The organism is Streptomyces sp. CA-181903 (genome assembly GCF_050937075.1).
In the GTDB taxonomy this organism is placed as follows: domain Bacteria; phylum Actinomycetota; class Actinomycetes; order Streptomycetales; family Streptomycetaceae; genus Streptomyces.
In genome coordinates this window covers 2344301-2362767 of the sequence record NZ_JBNJLY010000001.1, presented here as the reverse complement: position 1 = coordinate 2362767, position 18467 = coordinate 2344301, and the positions used below count along the sequence as shown (strand labels likewise).

Sequence of the window (18467 nt, the reverse complement as noted above, 5' to 3'; positions counted from 1 at the left end):
TCATCTCCGTCACCTTCGCCCTCGCCGGCGGTCTCTTCGGCGCCCTCTCCGGTGGTCTCCCCGGCGACGGTGCCCTCTCCCTCGGCGGCGGTGTCGGAGGCGCCGCCGACCGCGGACGCGTCGTCGGCGGCGGCCGCCACCGCCGACCCCCTGTCGGTCCTCAAGGGCATGTACGAGGCCGAGGCCCGCTACCTCGCCGCCGGCGGCCCCGGCGCCGCTTCCTTCGACCTCCTCGCCCCCTACTTCGCGGACGACGTGGTGCTGCACCAAGCCGACTCCCTGCCGTACGGCGGGACTTGGCACCGGCACGCCGGCATGGCCCGGTTCTTCCTCGCGATGAGCCTGGCCTGGGAGCGGTTCGACATCCTCGACCAGCGGTTCCTCGGCGTCGACGGCGACACGGTCGTCGTCCACAGCCGCGTCCGCGCCCGGGCCCGGGCGACCGGGCGGGAACTGGAGTTCCCCATCGTCCAGACGATCGAGGTGCGGGACGGGCGGATCGCCCGCGTACGGCCCTTCTACTGGGACACCGCCGTGATCGCCGAGGCGTGCGCGGAGCCGGCCCCCGCCCGCCGACGGGGGCGCGGCGGGCGGGAGCCGGAGGAGGGGTGACGGAGGGGTGACGGCTTGTCGGCGGGCGCGGTCGTCACCGGATCCGGCGGCGAGCCCCGGTCACCCGCCGCTCAGCCGCCGCTCAGTGGACGCTCAATCGTCAATCAAGCGCCGGTCACTCGCCGACGAGGACGCGCGACGCGGGGTCGGTGACGTCGGTGACGTCGTAGACCGCGCTGAACGCGGACGTCTTGGCGGCCGTCGGGCAGCCGAAGCCGCCCTCGACCTTCACGGGCGCCGGGGCGCCGGTGAGGGTGATCTGCGACGGGTTGTCGGCGTCGCCGTTGGTGAACACGGCCGGCAGGCTCGCCGGGCCGGTGGGCGCCGCCGTGACGGTGCAGGACGCCAGGCCCGTCGTGGTGAGCTTGAAGCCCGCGGTGGGCATGCCCAGGGTGGCGACGATCGGGTCCCCGTTCTGCATGGCGACGGTCCAGGTGCCGGAGGTCTCCACGGCGGCTCTCACGCCCGGCATGCTGGTCGTGCAGCCGCTGAACGTGGGCGGGTTGATGTTGTTGCTCACCGGGCCGGACGCGTTGTGGTTGCCGGGGGCGTCGGGGATCCGGTTGTTGCCGCTGTCGGCCGAGGGCTCGGAGCTGGAGACCGTACACGTGACGGTGACGGAACCGGCCTTGAACGTCGCCTTCCCATTGAGCTTCGCGGTGAAGGAGTGGCCGGCGGGAGTGACGGTGGTGGAGGCGGCGTCGGCGGCCCGGGCCGGGCCGGTCGCCGTGGTTCCGGAGGCGGTTCCGGCCGAGGCGGTTCCGGCGCCGGTGAGGGCGAGCGCGGCGGCCATGGACAAGCCGGCCCCGGCGGCGAGGAGGGTGCGGGCGCGGAGGCGGGGGAGCGGTGCGGTCATTGCGGCTCCTTCGGCGGGAGGGGTGGTGCTTGGGGGACTTTGCGGAGGGAATCGCGGAGGGTTTTGCGGAGGGGGACGCGTGGGGGTGCGGTGGGTGGCGGCGGGGCGGGTGGGACGGCGGGGGGAAGCGGGCTCGCCGCGGGATGACCCGCCGCCGGCTCGACGGGCTCGTCCTCCGGTCCGTCCGGCGGTCCGTCCTCCGGTCCGTCCGGCGGCGGATGCGGCGGTTGCTGCGGATGTGGCGGCTGGTGCGGTTGCCGCTGTTGGTGCGGTTGCCAGGCGAAGACCATGCTGCCGCCGATGACTCCGAGCAGGGTCCCCAGCAGGAACCCGCCGAGGTTGGAGAGGACCAGTGCCGCGGCGGCGCACATGACAGTGACGATCCCGGCGAACATCCGGTAGGAGGGGGCGAACCAGGCGCTCAGCCCCATCATGATCATCACCAGGCCCATCAGGATCGACAGGATGCCGGTGATCCCCTGGACCAGCATGATCTTCAGCGGCCCCAGCGGAATGGCGCAGATCTCGGCCCCCGCGAGGGTGCTGAGCAGACCGCCCCAGAAGGGGCGGCCCTTGCGCCACGTCCGCCAGGCCAGCCAGGGATGACGGCGTGCCTCGGTGCCGGACGTCACGTCAGAAGCACTCCGACTTGCCCGTGTGGAGTTTGAGACTCAGGCCCGAGAGTTTGAACTTGGCGGCGGTCGTGGCGTACGCGACCTGTTTGACGTCCTTGATGGTGACCTTGTCGGCCTGCTGGGCGAAGAGGTCCTGCATGCCCTGTGCCGTCGTGGGCCCCTTGTCCAGGGTGGAGGCGTCCCGGCCGATCTCGATGTTGTCGAAGTCGGCGTCGCCTTCGAGCTGGTTGACGTCCAGGACCAGGTCCTTGGCCTCCACCGGCTTGTTCGGGTCGTTGCCCGCCGAGATGTTCAGCGAGAAGGTCCCGATGACGGGGATGGTCGTCACCACGGACTGGCAGAGCCCGTTGATCTTCGCCTTCTTCAGGGCGGTCACGGCCACGGGGAAGGGGTGGTCCTCGCCGTTGCGCAGGTTGTAGTCCAGTCCGCCGTACTGCGCGAACCCCTCGCCCGTCATGCTCTTCGCCGAGACCTTGAACTCCTGCCCCGACACGGCGAACGAGGCGGCCAGCGCGCCCTGTGAGAGCGCCACGGCCAGCGCGCCCGTGACCGCGAACCCGGGGACGGCCAGTACGGCGAATTTCCGCCACCTGACCCGGCCCGTCACCTGTCTTCCCTGTGCGTCCTTCATGCTGCGTGTCCCCTCCGTGGGCGGTGCGACAACGCTGCCGGAGTGCCGTGGGTGCCCGTGCCGGCCGCGATGTCCGCGTAGTGGCAGAGGTGCGAGGTGCGTTTAGCGGTGTATCCGGTGCATCCGGTGTACGTGGTGTGCTTGGTGTACCTGGTGCGCGTGCTACACGTGACGTGAAGAGGCGTCCGCCGCGCCCAGGCGCGACACGGTGGACGCGCAGGGGGACGAACCCGCCGTCCCGCAAGGTGTACCCGAGAGTAAGTCCGCAGCCGGGCACTGACAAGGGCCCGGGTGCACGCCGATTTCCGTCGCCCGTAAGGGGGTTGGCGGCCCGTCCCGTCCGGCGGAGGGGCCCGCGCCGGCCACGAGGACGGCGGCCCGGACCCGGTCGGCGATGCCGAGGGAGGGGGCCGGTCTCGGCCCGGTCTGCGAATACCACTTGAAGAGGGTGGAGCGGAACTCGAAGATGGACAACCCGGACGGCTTCGGCGGCACCGTCACGGATGTCGGCGCGAGGGTGCCGGGATGCTGTGCGGAGAGGAAGCGGCCGTGCACCGGGGCCGGCAGTACGTCAAGGGCTACGGGAAACGCCCCCATCGGCATGTGATTCGTCAAGTCCGGTAAGGCACCTGAACTCGTGCCCAGTTGGGCTGTGCCTCAGCGCGTTTCGCGCGCCGCATCCGGACGCGGGCAGATGATTGAGGTGGACGACTTGAGCTATCTGTTCGACGTCGGCGACAAGACCATTTGGATGCCGCACCTCCGGCTGGGTGCCCTTTATTCGGGGATGGCCGAGGCCGTCGGCGCGGCGTTGGGACGTGCCACTGGGCTGATCGCCATTCCCGGAGAGCTGTACCGGATCGACGTTCCCGCCTTCGAGCTGTTCGTCAAAAGGGCGATGGCCTACCGCACGGAATACGAGGACGACCTCGTCCACCGGCTCTTGGACGGTGTGCTCCCCATCTCCCTCGTCTTGCTGGAACGCTGCGGCATTCCCTTCAGGGGACGGACGGAACGCGAGCGACGGTACCTCGCCCAGGTCTCCGGCATGAACCTGCGCCTGGTGGCGCCCTGACCGTGCCGCCGGACGGAAAAGCGCGGTGACCGAAGGGGCGACCGGAAGGCGCGAGGACCCGGGTATGGCCGTCTTCGCCGCTGCCTTACGCGGCGGCTCGCCCTGGGCGCGGTCACCGGACAGGAGAGCACGCCCGTGCTGCGCACGGTCAAGGGTGTCGGGGCGGTGCGGCCCCGGTGAGGGCGTGCCGGTACGCGAAACGGCGGCGGCCGCCTTCCCCCCTGAACCGGGGAAGGCGGCCGCCGCCGTTCGCGAGTCGTCTCCGGGCGGGCCGGTCAGTACGACTGGTGGGCCTGCCAGTAGGACCAGGCGCCGCAGGGGCTGCCGTAGCGGTCCTTCATGTAGTCCAGGCCCCACTTGATCTGGGTGGCGGGGTTGGTCTGCCAGTCGGCGCCGGCCGAGGCCATCTTCGAGGCGGGGAGGGCCTGGACGAGGCCGTAGGCGCCGCTGGAGGCGTTGGTGGCGGTGGGGTTCCAGCCGCTCTCATGCTCGACGATGTTGCTGAAGCACTGGAACTGGCCCTCATCCTTGATCATCTGCCGGGCGGTCTCCTGCGCGGCGGCCTGCGGCGCGGCGGTCGCGGCCTGGGCCGGACCGGAGGCGAGGACGGCACCCGCGGCGGCCAGGGCCACGGCGGCACCGGCGCCGGCGGTCAGCTTGCGGGAGGCGAGGCGGCTGATGGTCGAGAACGTCACGGAGGAGAACCTTCCGTCGGGGGCAGGACAGCGCCGCCGGACCGTGCGGTCCCTGGCGGCTCAACCAACCTGCGGGACGGTTCCGGGGCGGTGCAACGGCCGGTGGTTACTAGGGAGGATCGGAGGAGAGAGGCAGCGCTTGCCGTCCGGCGTGCGGAATCGAGGGGGTTTTCCACGAAAGAGGGTCGTTTGTGGCGCGGGTCATGTGGGGGCCCTCACGGGTTGGTAATACCCTGGCTTCGTGAGCATCTCTTACGTCATACGGCGTGCCGAGGCATCCGACGCACCCGCCCTCACCCGGATGGTGCGGTCCTCCCGCGCGTACGACGGCATGTACGCCCCGATGGTCGAGGGCTACACGGTCGGCCGGGACTACCTCGCCGCCCACTCGGTGTTCGTCGCCGTGGTCGACGGCCCCTCCGCCGACTCCGGCCGGCGGCTCGGCTTCTACGCGCTCCTGCTCGACCCGCCCGAGCTGGACCTGATGTTCGTCGCCGACTCGGCGCAGGGGCTCGGCGTGGGCCGGGCCCTGGTGGCCCATATGAAGGAGCGGGCCCGGGCCGCCGGTCTGGGCTGGGTGCGCGTCGTCTCCCACCCGCCGGCCGAGGGCTTCTACCTGGCGATGGGCGCCGTGCGCACGGGGACCCTGCCCGTGGTGCCGTCGAGGATCATGTGGGAACGCCCGGAGCTGGTGTTCCCGCTGGGCCTGTCCGAGGCGGAGGCGGTGGCCATGGCGGAGGCGGCCATGGCGTGACGCCACTGCTGCCCGGCTGTGCTGCTACGCGCCGCCGCCCGGCTTCCGCGCGGGACGGCTGTCCGGCACCGACCCTTCGGACGCCGGCGCCCTTTCGGAGGTCGCCTGCGTCTCGGGCGACATTTCCGCCTTGGGCGACGTCTCCGCCTTGGGCGACGTCTCCGCCTTGGGCGACGTCTCCGCCTTGGGCGACACCCCCGCCTCGGGCGACACCCCCGCCTCGGTCGGCATCGGTTCCTCCGACGCTGCCGGCTCCTCGGACGCGACTGCCTCTTCCGGCGCGACTGGCTCCTCGGACTCCACTGGCCCTTCGGAAGGCACCGGCTCCTCCGACGTTGCCGGCCCCTTGGGCGCCACTGACCTGCCGGACGCCACCAGCGCCTCCGACGCCACGGGCCCTTCCGGCTTCACCGGTCCCTCTGACGTCACCGGCCCTTCCGGCGTCACCGGCCCCTCCGACGCCACCGGCTCCTCGAACGTCACCGGTGCCTCGAACGCGGCCCGGCGAGTCGCCCGCCGTAGCGCCTTGAGCACCGCCGGTCCCAGGAGGAGCGTCGCGGCCAGGGTGACCGCCGCGCGCGGCAGGTCCCAGCCGAGGGACGTGGTCAGGCAGTACGCGGCGAACCGGGCCAGGTTGTCGCCCAGCGGGTCGCCCGGGACGAAGGAGACACCTGTGCCGAGGCCGGCGATGTACGGCCAGCCCTGCAGGTTCATGACCGTGCCGTAACCGAACGACGCCACCGCGCCGTACGCCGCCAGCATCAGCAGCTCGCGGCGGCCCCGCAGCCGGTCCGCGCCCGGCAGTAGGCCCGCGCCCAGCGACACCCAGCCCATGGCCAGCATCTGGAACGGCATCCACGGCCCGACCCCGCCGGTGAGCAGTGCCGACGCGAACATCGACAGCGCCCCGAGGACGAACCCGAAACCCGGGCCCAGCACCCGTCCCGCCAGCACCATCAGGAAGAACATCGGCTCGATCCCGGCCGTCCCCGCCCCCAGCGGGCGCAGCGCCGCGCCCGCCGCCGCGAGGACGCCGAGCATGGCGACGGCCTTGGCGTCCAGGCCGGTGTCGGCGATGGTCGCCACGACGACGGCGAGGAGCAACGGCAGCAGCGCCGCGAACAGCCAGGGCGCGTCGCGCGAGTGCGCCAGCCCGGACGCCGGGGCCGCCAGCAGCGGCCAGCCGAACGCCATGACGCCCGCGACGGTCAGGAGCAGCAGCGCCACGGCGGAGCGACGGCCGAGGCGGACGGCGCGGGCCCGCGTTCTCACGCGCGGCTGAGCCGTCACGCGAGGCCGAGTCGGCGCGGTCACGAGGACACCCCGGACGGACCCGGGCCTGTGGGGTCCGGTCCTGTGGGGGCCGTCCCTGACGGGTCTGGCGCTGATGGGTCCGGTCCTGTGGGGCCCGTCCCTGACGGGTCCGTCCCCGGCGCGCCGGGTCCCTTGGAGCCCGGCTCTGACGGGCCCCTCTCCGGCGCGTCCCGTCCCGTACGGTCCGTCCGTGAGGCGTCCACCCGTGAGGGGTCCGTTCCCGCCAGGCCCGTCCCTGACAGGTCCGACCTCGCCAGGTCCGTCCCCGCCAGGACCGGCCTCGACGGGTCCGTCCCCGACCGGCCCGTCCCCGACGGCTCCGGTCCCGTCGGGGTTGGGGTCGGATTCGGCCCCGTCGAGGTCGGGCCGTCCGCTCCCATGGGAGCCGCCCCCGGCGCGCCCGCCTCCACCCCCGCCCCCGTCGCCCCCAGCGCGTCCCGCACCTGTGCGACGGTCAGCCACGGCTGCGGCGCCAGCACCTTCGCCACCTGCGGTGCGAAGGCCGGCGAGGCGACGACGACGTCGGCCGTCGGGCCGTCGGCGACGATCTCGCCCTCCGCCAGGACGACGACGCGGTGGGCGAGCTCGGCGGCCAGTTCCACGTCGTGGGTGGCCAGGACGATCGCGTGGCCCTCGGCGGCCAGGCCGCGCAGGATCTCGACCAGGCGGGCCTTCGCCGCGTAGTCGAGGCCGCGCGTCGGCTCGTCGAGGAGCAGCAGCGGCGGCCGGGCGGCGAGGACGACGGCGAGGGCGAGCGCGAGCCGCTGGCCTTCGGAGAGGTCGCGCGGGTGGGCGTCGTCGGGGACGCCGGGGAGCAGGCCGGAGACCAGGTCGCGGCAGGTGCCGGGCGTGGCGGAGGCGTCGTGGTCGGCGGCGGCGCACTCGGCGCCGACCGTGTCGGCGCACAGCAGGTCGCGGGGTTCCTGCGGGACGAGGCCGACGTGTCGCAGCAGCTCGCGCGGGCCGGTGCGGTGCGGCGCGGCACCGCCGGTGCGGACCGTGCCGCGGGCCGGCTCGTGCATGCCCACGAGGGTGCGCAGCAGGGTGGACTTGCCGGCGCCGTTGCGGCCCATGAGCGCGATCGTCTCGCCCGGCCGGACGGTGAGGCCCACCCCGCGCAGGGCGTCCACCCGGCCGTGCCGGACGGCCAGGCCGGTCACCTCGGCGGCCGGGGTGCGGGCCGGGGTACCGGCGGGGGGCGCGGCCGGGGTGGTGCGCCGGAAGCGGCGGAAGTAGCGGGAGGGACCGCGGGGTGCGTCCGCCACGGCAGGGGCCGGTGCGGCGGCGCGCGCGGCCGGCGGCGGAACGTCCGCGAGGCGGGCGCGGAGCGGCGCGGCGGCGCGCCGGGCGTCGCGCACGGTCAGCGGCGGCGGGGACCAGCCGGCGAGCCGGCCGAGGGCGACGACGGGCGGGTGCACCGGCGAGACGGCCATCACCTCGCCCGGTCCGCCGACGACGGGCGGCTCGCCCGGCCCGGGCAGCAGGACCACCCGGTCCGCGTACTGCACCACCCGCTCCAGCCGGTGTTCGGCGAGCAGCACGGTGGTGCCCAGGTCGTGGACGAGCCGTTGCAGCACCGCGAGGACCTCCTCGGCGGCGGCCGGGTCGAGCGCGGACGTCGGCTCGTCCAGCACCAGGACGCGCGGGTGCGTCGTGAGCACCGAACCGATGGCGACGCGCTGCTGCTGGCCGCCGGAGAGGGTGCGCAGGGCGCGGTCCCGGAGGTCGGCGAGGCCCAGCAGGTCGAGGGTCTCCTCGACGCGGCGGCGCATGGTGTCGGCGGGCAGCCCCAACGACTCCATGCCGTAGGCCAGTTCCTCCTCGACCGTGTCGGTGACGAAGTGCGCGAGCGGGTCCTGGCCCACCGTGCCGACCACGTCGGCGAGTTCACGCGGCCGGTGGGTGCGGGTGCCCCGCCCGCCGACGGTGACCCGGCCGCGCAGCGTCCCCCGGTGAAGTGCGGCACCAGCCCGCTCACGGCGCCCAGCAGCGTCGACTTCCCGACCCCGGACGGCCCGACCAGCAGACACAACTCCCCTCGGGAACGGTCAGATCGAGATCCCGGAGGGTCGGCGCGGCGGCGTCGTGGTACGTCACCGTCACCTGCTCGAAGCGGATCACCGGGTGCGGCTCCTTCGGGGTGCTGCGGTGGGTGTGGCGGGGGCGGGCGCGACGGCCGGGCGCACCCGGGACGGCTCCGCGCCGACGGGCGGCCGGCCCGGGGTGGGGGACGGACTCCCGCCGGTGCCCGGCCGGTTGTCGTACCCGTGCCCGTGCCCGTGCCCGTATCCGGATCCGTACCTGTACGGATCCGGGCGGTCCCCCCGATGCGGGGACGCGCCGCCGAGCCCGGCGGGCGGTCCTACCGCGCCCCGGGCAGGGCGGCGGGTGCCGTCCGGGCCGGACGCGGGGCCGCCCGGGCCGGGCGGCGTGTGCCCCGGCCGCCCGGGCGACGGGCGCCCGCCGGACGGCGCGCGCTCCGGGCCGTTGCCGCCCCGCCGTCCCGGCAGGGGCAGTGCCGGCAGCAGGCCGACGAGGATCGAGGCCGCGGGCCACAGGGGCAGGGCCGGGGACGTCAGGGGGACGGCCGGGGGGTGGAGGGGCTCCGGGGCGTAGGTGCCGGCCCACACCATCAGGGCCGTCACCGCCGCGCCCGAGCCCGCGACCAGCCACGCCGCCGCGTCCCAGCGGTCCGGGCGGTAGCGGGTGCGGACCGAGCGGCGGCCGCCCAGCCGGAGTCCGGCGAGGGCGGCGACGACGCCGGCGAGCAGCAGGGGCGTCCCGTACCCGGCGCCCTCGTCGGCCAGCAGCCCGTACGTTCCGGCGCACACGCCCAGCAGGCCGCCGAGGGTGAGGGCGGCCGTGGTGCGCCGCACCGCGGGCGGGACCTGCGCGGTGCGGCCGTAGCCGCGCGCGTCCATGGCCGCCGCCAGGGCCACCGAACGTTCCAGGGCACCCTCCAGCACCGGCAGCCCCACCTGGAGCAGGCCGGCGATCCCCCGGTCCGGCCGGCCGCGCAATCGCCGCGCGGCGCGCACCCGTTGGACGTCCGCGACGAGGTTCGGCGCGAACGTCATGGCGACGACGACCGCGACCCCCGCCTCGTACAGCGCCCCCGGCAGGGACTTCAGCAGCCGCGCCGGGTTGGCGAGCGCGTTGGCGGCGCCCACGCAGACCAGCAGGGCGGCCAGCCGCAGGGCGTCGTACAGGGCGAACACCAGGCCCTCGGCCGTCACCCGGCCGCCCAGCCGCACGCCCCGCGCCCAGTCGGGGAGCGGGATCTCGGGGAGGACGACGACGGTGTGGGTGCCGGGGATCGGGGAGCCGAGGAAGAACGCGAACAGCAGCCGGACGCCGATCACCACCAGCCCCAGCTTGAGGAACGCCCCGTAACTGCGCGCCCAGGGCGCGTCCGTGCGCCGGGCCGCCACCACGTAACCGGCGACGGCCACCAGCAGCGCGAGCAGCAGCGGGTTGGTCGTCCGGGACGCGGCGGCGGCCAGCCCCAGCGCCCAGATCCACCACGCGCCGGGGTGCAGCGCCGGCGTCACCGCGCGCGCCGGCGGCGCGCCTGCCACGCGGCGGCGGCGCCGAGCGCGACGACGGCCGCGACGCCGCCGATCAGGCCGGCGGAGGGCCCGCCGGAACCGTCCTCTTCCTCCTCCGCCCTGGGCTCGGCGGACTTCGGCGCGGTGGCCTCCGCCTTCTCGCCGCAGCCCGTCCGCGGGTAGCCGTCGATGCCGCACAGCAGGGCGGCCGAGTTGTAGCGCAGCGGCTTGGCGACGGCCGCGAGGGCGTCGGCGGCCGAGGCGTCGTCCGCGACCCGCGCGCAGGCGGTCCGGCCCGCCGGCGGGCGCTCGCCGCCGGGGGCGTCGGCGGGCGTGCCGAAGTCGAGGACGACGGCGATCCGCTTGCCGCCGTCCCGGGCGGGCGTCCGGTCGCAGACGGCGGCGAAGTCCGGTGCGCTCCGCGGCTTCGTCGCGTCGGAGGAGTCCGCGCTGACGGCGAAGCGGAAGCCCACGGTGTCGCCGTCGCCGGGCCGGGCCTGGGACGGGCCCTGGGTGGCGTACGTCCAGCCGTGGCTCGCCTTCTTGCCGTCGGCCTGCCAGAACGACCAGTAGCGGTAGCCGGCCGCGTGCGCGGGCGCGGCGGCCGTCACCCCGGCGAGCACCGCCAGCAGACCGGCGAGCAGCAGGGCCGCAGTGGTGCGGAAGGACAGGGCCGCGGTGGTGCGGAAGGAGGGGACAGCGGTCACCGCTGCTTCTTCCGGCGGTTGCTGAAGAGGAAGCCCACGCCGACGGCGGCGACGAAGGCGACGGCCACGAACCACCAGTTGCCGGACGACGAGCCCTTCTCGTCGTCCTTCTTCTCCTCGTCGGACGTGGCGACGGACTCCGGGGCCGGGCCGGTCGCGTTCAGCTTCTGTACGAGGTCGGTGCCGCCGAAGTCGCGCGGGTCGGCGCCCACCGCGCGGGCGGCGAGCACCAGCTTGGCCAGCCGGCCGGGGTCGCCCTTGCGGTTGTCGCCCTCGGCCCAGGCCAGGGTCTTGCTGTCGGCCGACTTCAGCCAGTCCAGCGCCTTGCCGGCCGCCTCGCGGTGGCCGCCCGCGGCGAGCGCGGTGACCGAGTCGGCGGTGGTGCCGTAGTCGGGGCCCTTGGGGGCGCCGGGCATGGACGCCTCCAAGTGGCCGCGCCCGGCGTCGAGCTTCTTCGCCAGGTACGCGGCGGAGGCCGCGGCGGCGGAGGGCGCGTCCTTGGGCTTGGCCTTGGCACCGTCGCCGTCGCCGGAGCAGGCGAGCGGCTGGACGGGCTTGTTCTCCTTGCCGTCCGCTCCGCCCGCCGGCTCGACGAGGTAGCCCTTGCCGAGGGCGGCCGTGGTGGCCGCGGCGGACGCGAAGTTGTCGGCGTTGAGCTTGCCCTTCTGCGGCGCCCACGCGAACGCGCCGCGCTCGCCCTCCGGCGCGTCGCAGCCCAGTTGGAAGGTGAGGAGCGCGTCGTAGGGGCTCTTGCCGTCCTTGGACCGGACCTGCGCCGGGTCCTGGCCGGCCGCGGCGAACGCGCCGACGGCGGCGGCCGTCGAGTTGGCGTTGCTCTCGGCGCCGGGGTTCATGCCCCAGCCGCCGTCCCCGTTCTGGTGGCCCTTCAGCCACGCGAGGCCCTTCTCGACCTGCCGGCCGCGCCCGCCGACCGCCGCGAGCGCCTGCACGGCGGCGGCGGTCTGGTCGGGGAACTCGTCCTTGGCCGCGTCACACGGCTTGCCGGTGTCGGCCCGGAAGCCCGGGAACCCGCCGTCCGCGCACTGCTGCCCGGCCAGCCAGTCGATCGCCGGCTTGGCCGGGGTGACGCCCGTGGAGTGCTGGGCGAGGAACGCCAGCGACTGCCGGAAGACGCCGTCGAACTTCGGGTCGGCGCTGCCATAGAGGCCGGGGGCCGCCGCGTTCGGCGACGCGGCGGACGGGGACGCGTCGGCGAGTGCGGCCGGGACCGCGGCGGCGCTCAGAACGGCCGCGCCGGCCAGGGCGACGGCCCCCTTGCGGGCCAGGACGCCGCTACGGGCCAGGGCACCCCTACGGGTCACGGCGCCCCTACGGATACGGGTGGCCCTGCGGGTACGGGCGGCGGGGGAGGGAGCCATGGGGGTGGGGTGCCTCTCGGGGTCGCGGCGGCGGCGTGGGCGCTCTTGTCGATTTGTGCCCACTTTAACCGGGCGGGGGGAGGGGGCCGGGAGTCTCCGCGCTCGGCGCCCCCGCCGACATCGCTCGCCGCCACCCACCCGCACCGCTCAGCGCCGCCCACCCGTACCGCTCAGCGCCGCCCGATCAACCCGCACACCGTCTCGATGTCGATCTTCACCTGGGCGATGGACGCCCGCCCCGACAGCCAGGTGATCAGGGCCGAGTGCCAGGTGTGCTCGATCACCCGGACCACCGACAGCTGTTCAGGGCCGGGCGGCACCGGGAGGTCCATCGCGTCCACGATGATCGCCGTGGTCAGCCGGGAGACCGCGTCCACCTCCGCGCTGACCGAGCGGTCGGCGAAGGTCAGGGCGCGGACCATGGCGTCGGCGAGGTGCGGCTCGCGCTGCATGGCGCGGAAGGCGCGCATCAGGGTGCCGGCGACGCGGGCGGCCGGGTCCGTCTCCGTCGGGGGGCGTTTGCGCAGCGTCTCGTGGAGCTGCTCCAACTGGTCCTGCATGGTGGCGACCAGCAGATGGATCTTGGAGGGGAAGTAGCGGTAGAGCGTGCCCAGGGCGACGTTCGACGACTCGGCCACCTCGCGCATCTGGACCGCGTCGAAGCCGCCGCGGCTCGCCAGCCGGGTGGTGGCGGCGAGGATGCTGCGCCGCCGGGCCTCCTGACGCTGGGTCAGCGGGGCGGCCGGGGCGGAGGCGGCTCTCGGGTCTGCGGTCTTCTGTCCCACGTCGGTGCGTTCCTCTGCAGGGGGCGGTCGCCAGCATGATGGCAGGGCGTGGTTCAGTGACGCGAATCACTGGAACGTGTTCCACATTAGCGGGCCGTCCGGCCCGCGCCCCAGGTCCGCGGCCGGACGGGGTGCGACGGGGCCGGAGGCCGCCGGACCCGGCCGGGGTGTGCCGGAGTGCGTCGGGGGCGCGCCGGGGCCCGGGCGGGAGCGGTCCGTATCGCCGCCCGCCGGTGGCTCGGGTACGTTCTGGACTTGTCGGGCTTTCCACCGGTTTCCCAGCCGGTTCGGATAGTGAAACTTGTTCTAGAGAATCGGGAGCGGTTACGCTCCCGCTGAACCGCAGGAAGAATGGGGGCCGCGAGTGACCGCTGAGACCGCCCAGGCAGTCGGGTCACGTCCGCTCCCCGCGGTGTCCCCGGCCGGGGGCGACGCGCCGCTGCGCATCGCGCTGCTGTCGTACAAGGGCAACCCGTTCTGCGGCGGCCAGGGCGTCTACGTCCGCCACCTCTCCCGCGAACTGGCCCGGCTCGGCCACTCCGTCGAGGTGATCGGCGCCCAGCCGTACCCCGTCCTGGACGAGGGCGTCACCCTCACCGAACTCCCCAGCCTGGACCTCTACCGGCAGCCCGACCCCTTCCGCACCCCCAAGCGCGACGAGTACCGCGACTGGGTCGACGCGCTGGAGGTCGGCACCATGTGGACCGGCGGCTTCCCCGAGCCGCTCACCTTCTCGCTGCGCGCCCGGCGCCATCTGGCCGCCCGCCGCGGCGACTTCGACGTCGTCCACGACAACCAGACGCTCGGCTACGGCCTCCTCGCCGACCTCGGCGCCCCGCTGGTCACCACCGTCCACCACCCGGTCACCGTCGACCGGCGGCTGGAACTGGACGCCGCGGCCGACTGGAAGCGCCGGCTCTCCGTCCGCCGCTGGTACGGCTTCACCCGCATGCAGGAGCGGGTGGCCCGCTGCCTGCCGTCGATCGTCACCGTCTCCGGCTCGTCCCGGCAGGAGATCGTCGACCACCTCGGGGTGCGCCCGGACCGCGTCCACGTGGTGCCGATAGGCGCCGACACCGACCTCTTTTCACCCGACCCGTCCGTCCCGGTGGTCCCGGGCCGGATCGTCACCACGTCCAGCGCCGACGTCCCGCTCAAGGGCCTGGTGTACCTGGTCGAGGCGCTGGCGAAGGTGCGGACGGAGAACCCGGACGCCCACCTCGTGGTCGTCGGCCGGCGCGCGGACGACGGGCCGGTGGCGCGGGCCATCGAGACCTACGGGCTGGAAGGCGCCGTCAAGTTCGTCAAGGGCATCAGCGACGCCGAGCTGGTGGACCTGGTGCGCGGCTCCCAGGTCGCCTGCGTGCCGTCGCTGTACGAGGGCTTCTCGCTGCCCGCCGCCGAGGCCATGGCCACCGGGACGCCGCTGGTCGCCACCACCGGTGGGGCGATCCCCGAGGTCGCGGGCCCCGACGGCGAGACCTGCCTCGCCGTCCCGCCGGGCGACGCCGACGCCCTCGCCGGCGCCCTGAAGCGGCTCCTCGGCGACGGGGAACTGCGCCGCCGCCTCGGCGCCGCCGGACGGGAGCGGGTACTCGCCCGCTTCACCTGGCGGCAGGCGGCCATCGGGACCGCCGAACGCTACCGGATCTCGATCGAGCGGGCCGCCCGGGCGAGAGCCCGGGCCAGGAGCGGCGCCGGCCCGCTGCCCGTCCGTACTTCCGGCACCCGCCCGTAGGGGGCGCGCTTCCTCCCAGGGGCGGCACCCGCCCGGCCTCGATCCACCCGCCGCCCCCGGGCGGCACCGCTTCCGCGCGGCAGCCCGCCCGGCCGGGCGCCGACCGTCACTGACCTGCCCCGTCGGACGAAAGCAGACCTCCGTGCTGACCGTCGATTTCTCCCGCTTCCCGCTCGCCGCCGGCGACCGCGTCCTCGACCTGGGCTGCGGTGCGGGCCGGCACGCCTTCGAGTGCTACCGGCGCGGCGCCCGGGTGGTCGCCCTCGACCGCGACGCGGACGAGATCCGCGAGGTCGCCAAGTGGTTCGCCGCCATGAAGGAGGCCGGCGAGGCCCCGGCCGGCGCCACCGCCACCGCCATGGAGGGCGACGCCCTGGCCCTGCCCTTCCCCGACGACAGCTTCGACGTCGTCATCATCTCCGAGGTCATGGAGCACATCCCCGACGACAAGGGCGTGCTCGCCGAGATGGTCCGCGTCCTGAAGCCCGGCGGCCGGATCGCCGTGACCGTGCCCCGCTACGGCCCCGAGAAGGTGTGCTGGGCGCTCAGCGACGCCTACCACGAGGTCGAGGGCGGCCACATCCGCATCTACAAGGCCGACGAACTGCTGCGCAAGATGGAGGAGGCCGGGCTGAAGCCGTACGGCACCCACCACGCGCACGGTCTGCACAGCCCCTACTGGTGGCTCAAGTGCGCCTTCGGCGTCGACAACGACAAGGCGCTGCCCGTCCGCGCGTACCACAAGCTGCTGGTCTGGGACATCATGAAGAAGCCGGCGGCCACGCGCCTCGCCGAGCAGGTCCTCAACCCGGTCATCGGCAAGAGCTTCGTCGCCTACGCCACCAAGCCGCACCTGCCGGGCGACGCCGCGACGGGCGCCGAAAGCCCCGCCTCCGTCACCCACGCCGCTCCCGCGGGGGACCGCGCGTGACCACCCACAGCCGCCGCCCCGGCCGGCTCGAACGCCTCGTCCTCCCCGGCGTCCTGACCGCCGAGCAGCTCGGCGCGACCGTCGCCGGCATCGCCGCAGGGCAGCGCGAGGACGGCGCCATACCCTGGTTCCGCGGCCACCACCTCGACCCGTGGGACCACGTCGAGGCCGCCATGGCCCTGGACACCGCGGGCGAGCACGGCCGCGCCGAGGCCGCCTATCGCTGGCTCGCCGAGCACCAGAACCCCGACGGCTCTTGGTACGCCGCGTACGCCGACGGCGACCACCGGGAGCCCACCGACCGTACCCGCGAGACCAACTTCGTCGCGTACGTCGCCGTGGGCGTCTGGCACCACTACCTCTCCACCGGCGACGACGCCTTCCTCGACCGCATGTGGCCGACGGTGTTCGCGGCCGTCGAGTTCGTCCTCACGCTCCAGCAGCCCGGCGGCCAGATCGGCTGGAAGCGGGAGGCGCCGGACGGTGAAGGCAGCGGCGCCGACGTCACCGACGCCCTGCTCACCGGCTCGTCCTCCATCCACCAGGCGCTGCGCTGCGCCCTGGCCATCGCCGAGCACCGCGAGGAGCCGCAGCCGGACTGGGAGCTGGCCACGGGTCTGCTGGCGCACGCGATACGCCGGCACCCTGAGCGGTTTCTGGACAAAAGCCGTTACTCCATGGACTGGTACTACCCGGTGCTCGGCGGCGCCGTCACCGGCCCGGAGGCGGCGGCGCGCATCGCCGAGGGCTGGGACCGCTTCGTCGTCCCCGGCCTGGGCGTGCGCTGCGTCCTGCCCAACCCCTGGGTGACCGGCGGCGAGAGCTGCGAACTCGCCCTCGCGCTCTGGGTGATGGGCGAGTCGGACCGGGCCCTGGAGATCCTCCGCTGGATCCAGCACCTGCGCGCCGACAACGGCATGTACTGGACCGGGTACGTCTTCGAGGACGACGCCGTGTGGCCCGAGGAGCTCACCACCTGGACGGCCGGTTCGCTGCTGCTGGCGGTGGCCGCGCTGGGCGGCGACGAGGCGACGACGGCGGTGTTCGGCGGGGAACGGCTGCCCCGGGGGCTGGAACCGGACTGCTGCGGCTGACCGGAGCCGGGGCGTAGGGGCGGGGGCCCCGGGGGCGGTGCGTGAACGGACGGAGGCCGGTCGCGGCTGGACGAGGGCCGGAAGCGGCCGGACGGGGGCCGGGAGTGGCCGGACGAGGGCCGGGCGAATCGCCGGATGAGGGCCGGGAGCGGCCGGACGAGGGCCGGGAACTGCCGGATGGGGGTCGGATCCGGCCGGGGCCCGGCCCCGTTCCGTATCTGGCCCGTTTCCGACGTGTACGTCCGCACCCGGTAGCCCGAACGATGCGGTCCGGATGCGCCGGGCCGCCGCGCGGGCCACGCTGGTCCCGTACCGTGCCCGCCGGCCCCGGAGGCAAGAGTGTCCGACCGTGCCCGTGTCCGCCGCACCGTTGTCGTCCTGCCGCTGGTCTGCGGCCTGTTGCTGGCCGGTTCGGCCTGTGGAGGCGACAAGAAGGAGAAGTCCACCGGCGAGGCGAGCCCGACGAGCTCGATCGAGAAGCAGAAATTCGCCAAGACCCGGTTCGTCGCCAACGCCGGCCTCGCGTCCGGCGCCGCCTACAAGTGGATCATCAAGCCGTACCGCAACGGCGCGTTCAAGAAGGGGGCGGACGGCCGGACGGGTGCCCTCGTCAAGGCGGGCCTGGCCGGGGTGTTCACCTACAACCGGCTCAAGGCCGCCACCCGCAACGCCCAGGGCGACCCGACGCTCTCCAAGGCCCTGGCCCCCGTCAACGCGGGCATCGACTCCCTCAAGGGGCTCGGCACCAAGCTCCGCAAGGGCGACGCCACCGACGGCGACGTGAACTCCGTCGACAGCGTCATCAACAAGGTCAAGGACGCGGGCAAGAGCGCCGGCGCCCCCGTCACGGACAAGGAGCCGTCGGCGAGCGAGCTCCAGAAGGGCTGACCGATAGCCGCCCGTCGGGGATCCCGGTCCCGTCGGCCGCCCGGAAGCCGATGACAGCATGGGGCCCATGAACCGGTCGACGGAAGCCGTCCCCCGCTCGGTGCCGCATCGGGCCCTGCCCGCCGCCCTCGCCCTCGCCCTCGTGCTCGTCGCGGCCTGCGACGGCGGGGGCGGGGGCGGTGGGGGTCCGGAGGAGGGCGGGACGGGCGTCGGCGATCCGGTGTTCCCCACCCTCGGCAACAGCGGTTACGACGTACGGCACTACGGCCTGACCCTCGACTACCGGCCCGACGGCAACGCCCTCGAAGGCGACGCCGTCATCACCGCCCGCGCGACGAAGGAGCTGAGCGCGTTCACCCTCGACCTGACGGGGCTGAAGGTGACGTCCGCCAAGGTCGACGGAAAGCCCGCGAAGACCTCCCGCTCGGGCACCAAACTCAGGATCGAGCCTGCGCACCCGCTCGCCAAGGGCCGGGAGTTCCGCACGGAGATCGCCTACGAGGGACGGCCGGAGACGATCCGCGACCGGGACGGCGCCACGGAGGGCTGGGTCGAGACGGACCACGGAGCGGTCGGGCTCGGCGAACCGGAGGGCTCGATGGCCTGGTTCCCGGGCAACCACCACCCGTCCGACAAGGCGACGTACGACTTCACCGTCTCCGTCCCCAAGGGCTTCACCGCCGTCGCCAACGGCGAGTCGCGGGGCACGAAAACGGTCAAGGACGAGCACGGGGACGACTGGACCACCTTCCGCTGGCACAGCGGCGAGCCGATGGCGAGCTATGTGGCGAGCGTGGCCATCGGCGAGTTCAAGGTGGTGGAGAC

At 74.4% G+C, this 18467-nt stretch carries 14 protein-coding genes and 4 pseudogenes; 8 read left to right on the top strand and 10 right to left on the bottom strand.

The genetic code is table 11. The features are described from left to right. Nucleotides 1-168 precede the first annotated feature (168 nt). A complete protein-coding gene (locus ACQEVS_RS10510; protein WP_433027425.1) occupies nucleotides 169-612 on the top strand; it encodes a nuclear transport factor 2 family protein in 444 nt (147 codons plus the stop codon). Nucleotides 613-727: 115 nt separating this feature from the next. Here the strand turns inward: ACQEVS_RS10510 and ACQEVS_RS10505 are convergent, their stop codons facing one another. The 3 genes from ACQEVS_RS10505 to ACQEVS_RS10495 are packed head-to-tail and all read right to left on the bottom strand — an operon-like array spanning nucleotide 728 to nucleotide 2734. Further along, nucleotides 728-1468: a hypothetical protein gene (locus ACQEVS_RS10505; protein ID WP_433018434.1), complete on the bottom strand. Its 741-nt coding sequence runs from the start codon at nucleotides 1466-1468 to the stop codon at nucleotides 728-730. Continuing rightward, on the bottom strand, nucleotides 1465-2100 hold the full coding sequence (locus ACQEVS_RS10500) for a DUF6114 domain-containing protein (RefSeq protein ID WP_433018431.1): 636 nt from the start codon (nucleotides 2098-2100) through the stop codon (nucleotides 1465-1467). Before ACQEVS_RS10500 ends, ACQEVS_RS10505 begins: the two co-directional genes overlap by 4 nt. 1 nt (nucleotide 2101) lies before the next feature. Beyond that, nucleotides 2102-2734 carry a DUF6230 family protein gene (locus ACQEVS_RS10495; RefSeq protein WP_433018429.1) on the bottom strand — a complete coding sequence of 211 codons (633 nt, stop codon included), beginning with the start codon at nucleotides 2732-2734 and terminating at the stop codon, nucleotides 2102-2104. A 712-nt stretch (nucleotides 2735-3446) separates the two neighbouring features. Between ACQEVS_RS10495 and ACQEVS_RS10490 the strand changes: the two genes are divergently transcribed. Beyond that, complete coding sequence (locus ACQEVS_RS10490) at nucleotides 3447-3809, top strand: DUF6086 family protein (RefSeq protein WP_433018426.1); 363 nt, start codon at nucleotides 3447-3449, stop codon at nucleotides 3807-3809. Nucleotides 3810-4084: 275 nt separating this feature from the next. On the opposite strand, the gene ACQEVS_RS10485 is transcribed toward ACQEVS_RS10490, so the two are convergent. Then, nucleotides 4085-4504 carry a transglycosylase SLT domain-containing protein gene (locus tag ACQEVS_RS10485; protein ID WP_433018423.1) on the bottom strand — a complete coding sequence of 140 codons (420 nt, stop codon included), beginning with the start codon at nucleotides 4502-4504 and terminating at the stop codon, nucleotides 4085-4087. Nucleotides 4505-4805: 301 nt separating this feature from the next. On the opposite strand from ACQEVS_RS10485, the gene ACQEVS_RS10480 reads away from it, so the two are divergent. Further along, entirely contained in the window at nucleotides 4806-5258 is a 453-nt protein-coding gene (locus ACQEVS_RS10480; protein ID WP_433027422.1) for a GNAT family N-acetyltransferase, read from the top strand. 432 nt (nucleotides 5259-5690) lie between these two features. Here ACQEVS_RS10480 and ACQEVS_RS10475 read toward each other — a convergent pair. From ACQEVS_RS10475 to ACQEVS_RS10450, 6 genes and pseudogenes are all read right to left on the bottom strand, one after another. After that, a pseudogene (locus ACQEVS_RS10475) lies at nucleotides 5691-6572 on the bottom strand (ECF transporter S component); the annotation flags it as partial. Between the two features lie 428 nt (nucleotides 6573-7000). Continuing rightward, nucleotides 7001-8693: pseudogene (locus ACQEVS_RS10470) on the bottom strand (ABC transporter ATP-binding protein); the annotation flags it as partial. Nucleotides 8694-9039: 346 nt separating this feature from the next. Further along, nucleotides 9040-10150 (bottom strand): annotated as a pseudogene (locus ACQEVS_RS10465) (energy-coupling factor transporter transmembrane component T); the annotation flags it as partial. Further along, nucleotides 10120-10827: an SCO2322 family protein gene (locus tag ACQEVS_RS10460; RefSeq protein ID WP_433018420.1), complete on the bottom strand. Its 708-nt coding sequence runs from the start codon at nucleotides 10825-10827 to the stop codon at nucleotides 10120-10122. The pseudogene ACQEVS_RS10465 and the gene ACQEVS_RS10460, both read right to left, overlap by 31 nt. Beyond that, nucleotides 10824-12149, bottom strand: a complete 1326-nt coding sequence (locus ACQEVS_RS10455) for a prenyltransferase/squalene oxidase repeat-containing protein (protein ID WP_433018417.1) — start codon at nucleotides 12147-12149, stop codon at nucleotides 10824-10826. The genes ACQEVS_RS10460 and ACQEVS_RS10455 overlap by 4 nt, the downstream gene beginning before the upstream one ends. Before the next feature lie 227 nt (nucleotides 12150-12376). Beyond that, complete coding sequence (locus ACQEVS_RS10450; protein ID WP_004953102.1) at nucleotides 12377-12991, bottom strand: TetR family transcriptional regulator; 615 nt, start codon at nucleotides 12989-12991, stop codon at nucleotides 12377-12379. 364 nt (nucleotides 12992-13355) lie between these two features. Here ACQEVS_RS10450 and ACQEVS_RS10445 point away from each other — a divergent pair, with 364 nt between their 5' ends. The 5 genes and pseudogenes from ACQEVS_RS10445 to ACQEVS_RS10425 form a co-directional block, all read left to right on the top strand. Next, the gene (locus ACQEVS_RS10445) at nucleotides 13356-14729 is read left to right on the top strand and encodes a glycosyltransferase family 4 protein (RefSeq protein WP_433018414.1); all 1374 of its coding nucleotides are present in this window, start codon (nucleotides 13356-13358) and stop codon (nucleotides 14727-14729) included. 142 nt (nucleotides 14730-14871) lie between these two features. Then, nucleotides 14872-15660, top strand: coding sequence for a methyltransferase domain-containing protein (locus ACQEVS_RS10440; RefSeq protein WP_433018411.1), 789 nt, complete (start codon nucleotides 14872-14874; stop codon nucleotides 15658-15660). Next, nucleotides 15657-16754, top strand: a complete 1098-nt coding sequence (locus tag ACQEVS_RS10435; RefSeq protein ID WP_433018408.1) for a prenyltransferase — start codon at nucleotides 15657-15659, stop codon at nucleotides 16752-16754. The genes ACQEVS_RS10440 and ACQEVS_RS10435 overlap by 4 nt, the downstream gene beginning before the upstream one ends. A 339-nt stretch (nucleotides 16755-17093) precedes the next feature. Next, nucleotides 17094-17642, top strand: a complete 549-nt coding sequence (locus ACQEVS_RS10430; protein WP_433018405.1) for a hypothetical protein — start codon at nucleotides 17094-17096, stop codon at nucleotides 17640-17642. A 58-nt stretch (nucleotides 17643-17700) separates the two neighbouring features. After that, nucleotides 17701-18417, top strand: a pseudogene (locus tag ACQEVS_RS10425) (M1 family peptidase); the annotation flags it as partial. Nucleotides 18418-18467 lie beyond the last annotated feature (50 nt).

Excerpts from the sequence above, each read along its gene's own strand:
- ACQEVS_RS10510 (WP_433027425.1), top strand. The coding sequence starts at position 169 with ATGTACGAGGCCGAGGCCCGCTACCTCGCCGCCGGCGGCCCCGGCGCC.
- ACQEVS_RS10505 (WP_433018434.1), bottom strand. The coding sequence starts at position 1,468 with ATGACCGCACCGCTCCCCCGCCTCCGCGCCCGCACCCTCCTCGCCGCC.
- ACQEVS_RS10495 (WP_433018429.1), bottom strand. The coding sequence starts at position 2,734 with ATGAAGGACGCACAGGGAAGACAGGTGACGGGCCGGGTCAGGTGGCGG.
- ACQEVS_RS10480 (WP_433027422.1), top strand. The coding sequence starts at position 4,806 with ATGGTGCGGTCCTCCCGCGCGTACGACGGCATGTACGCCCCGATGGTC.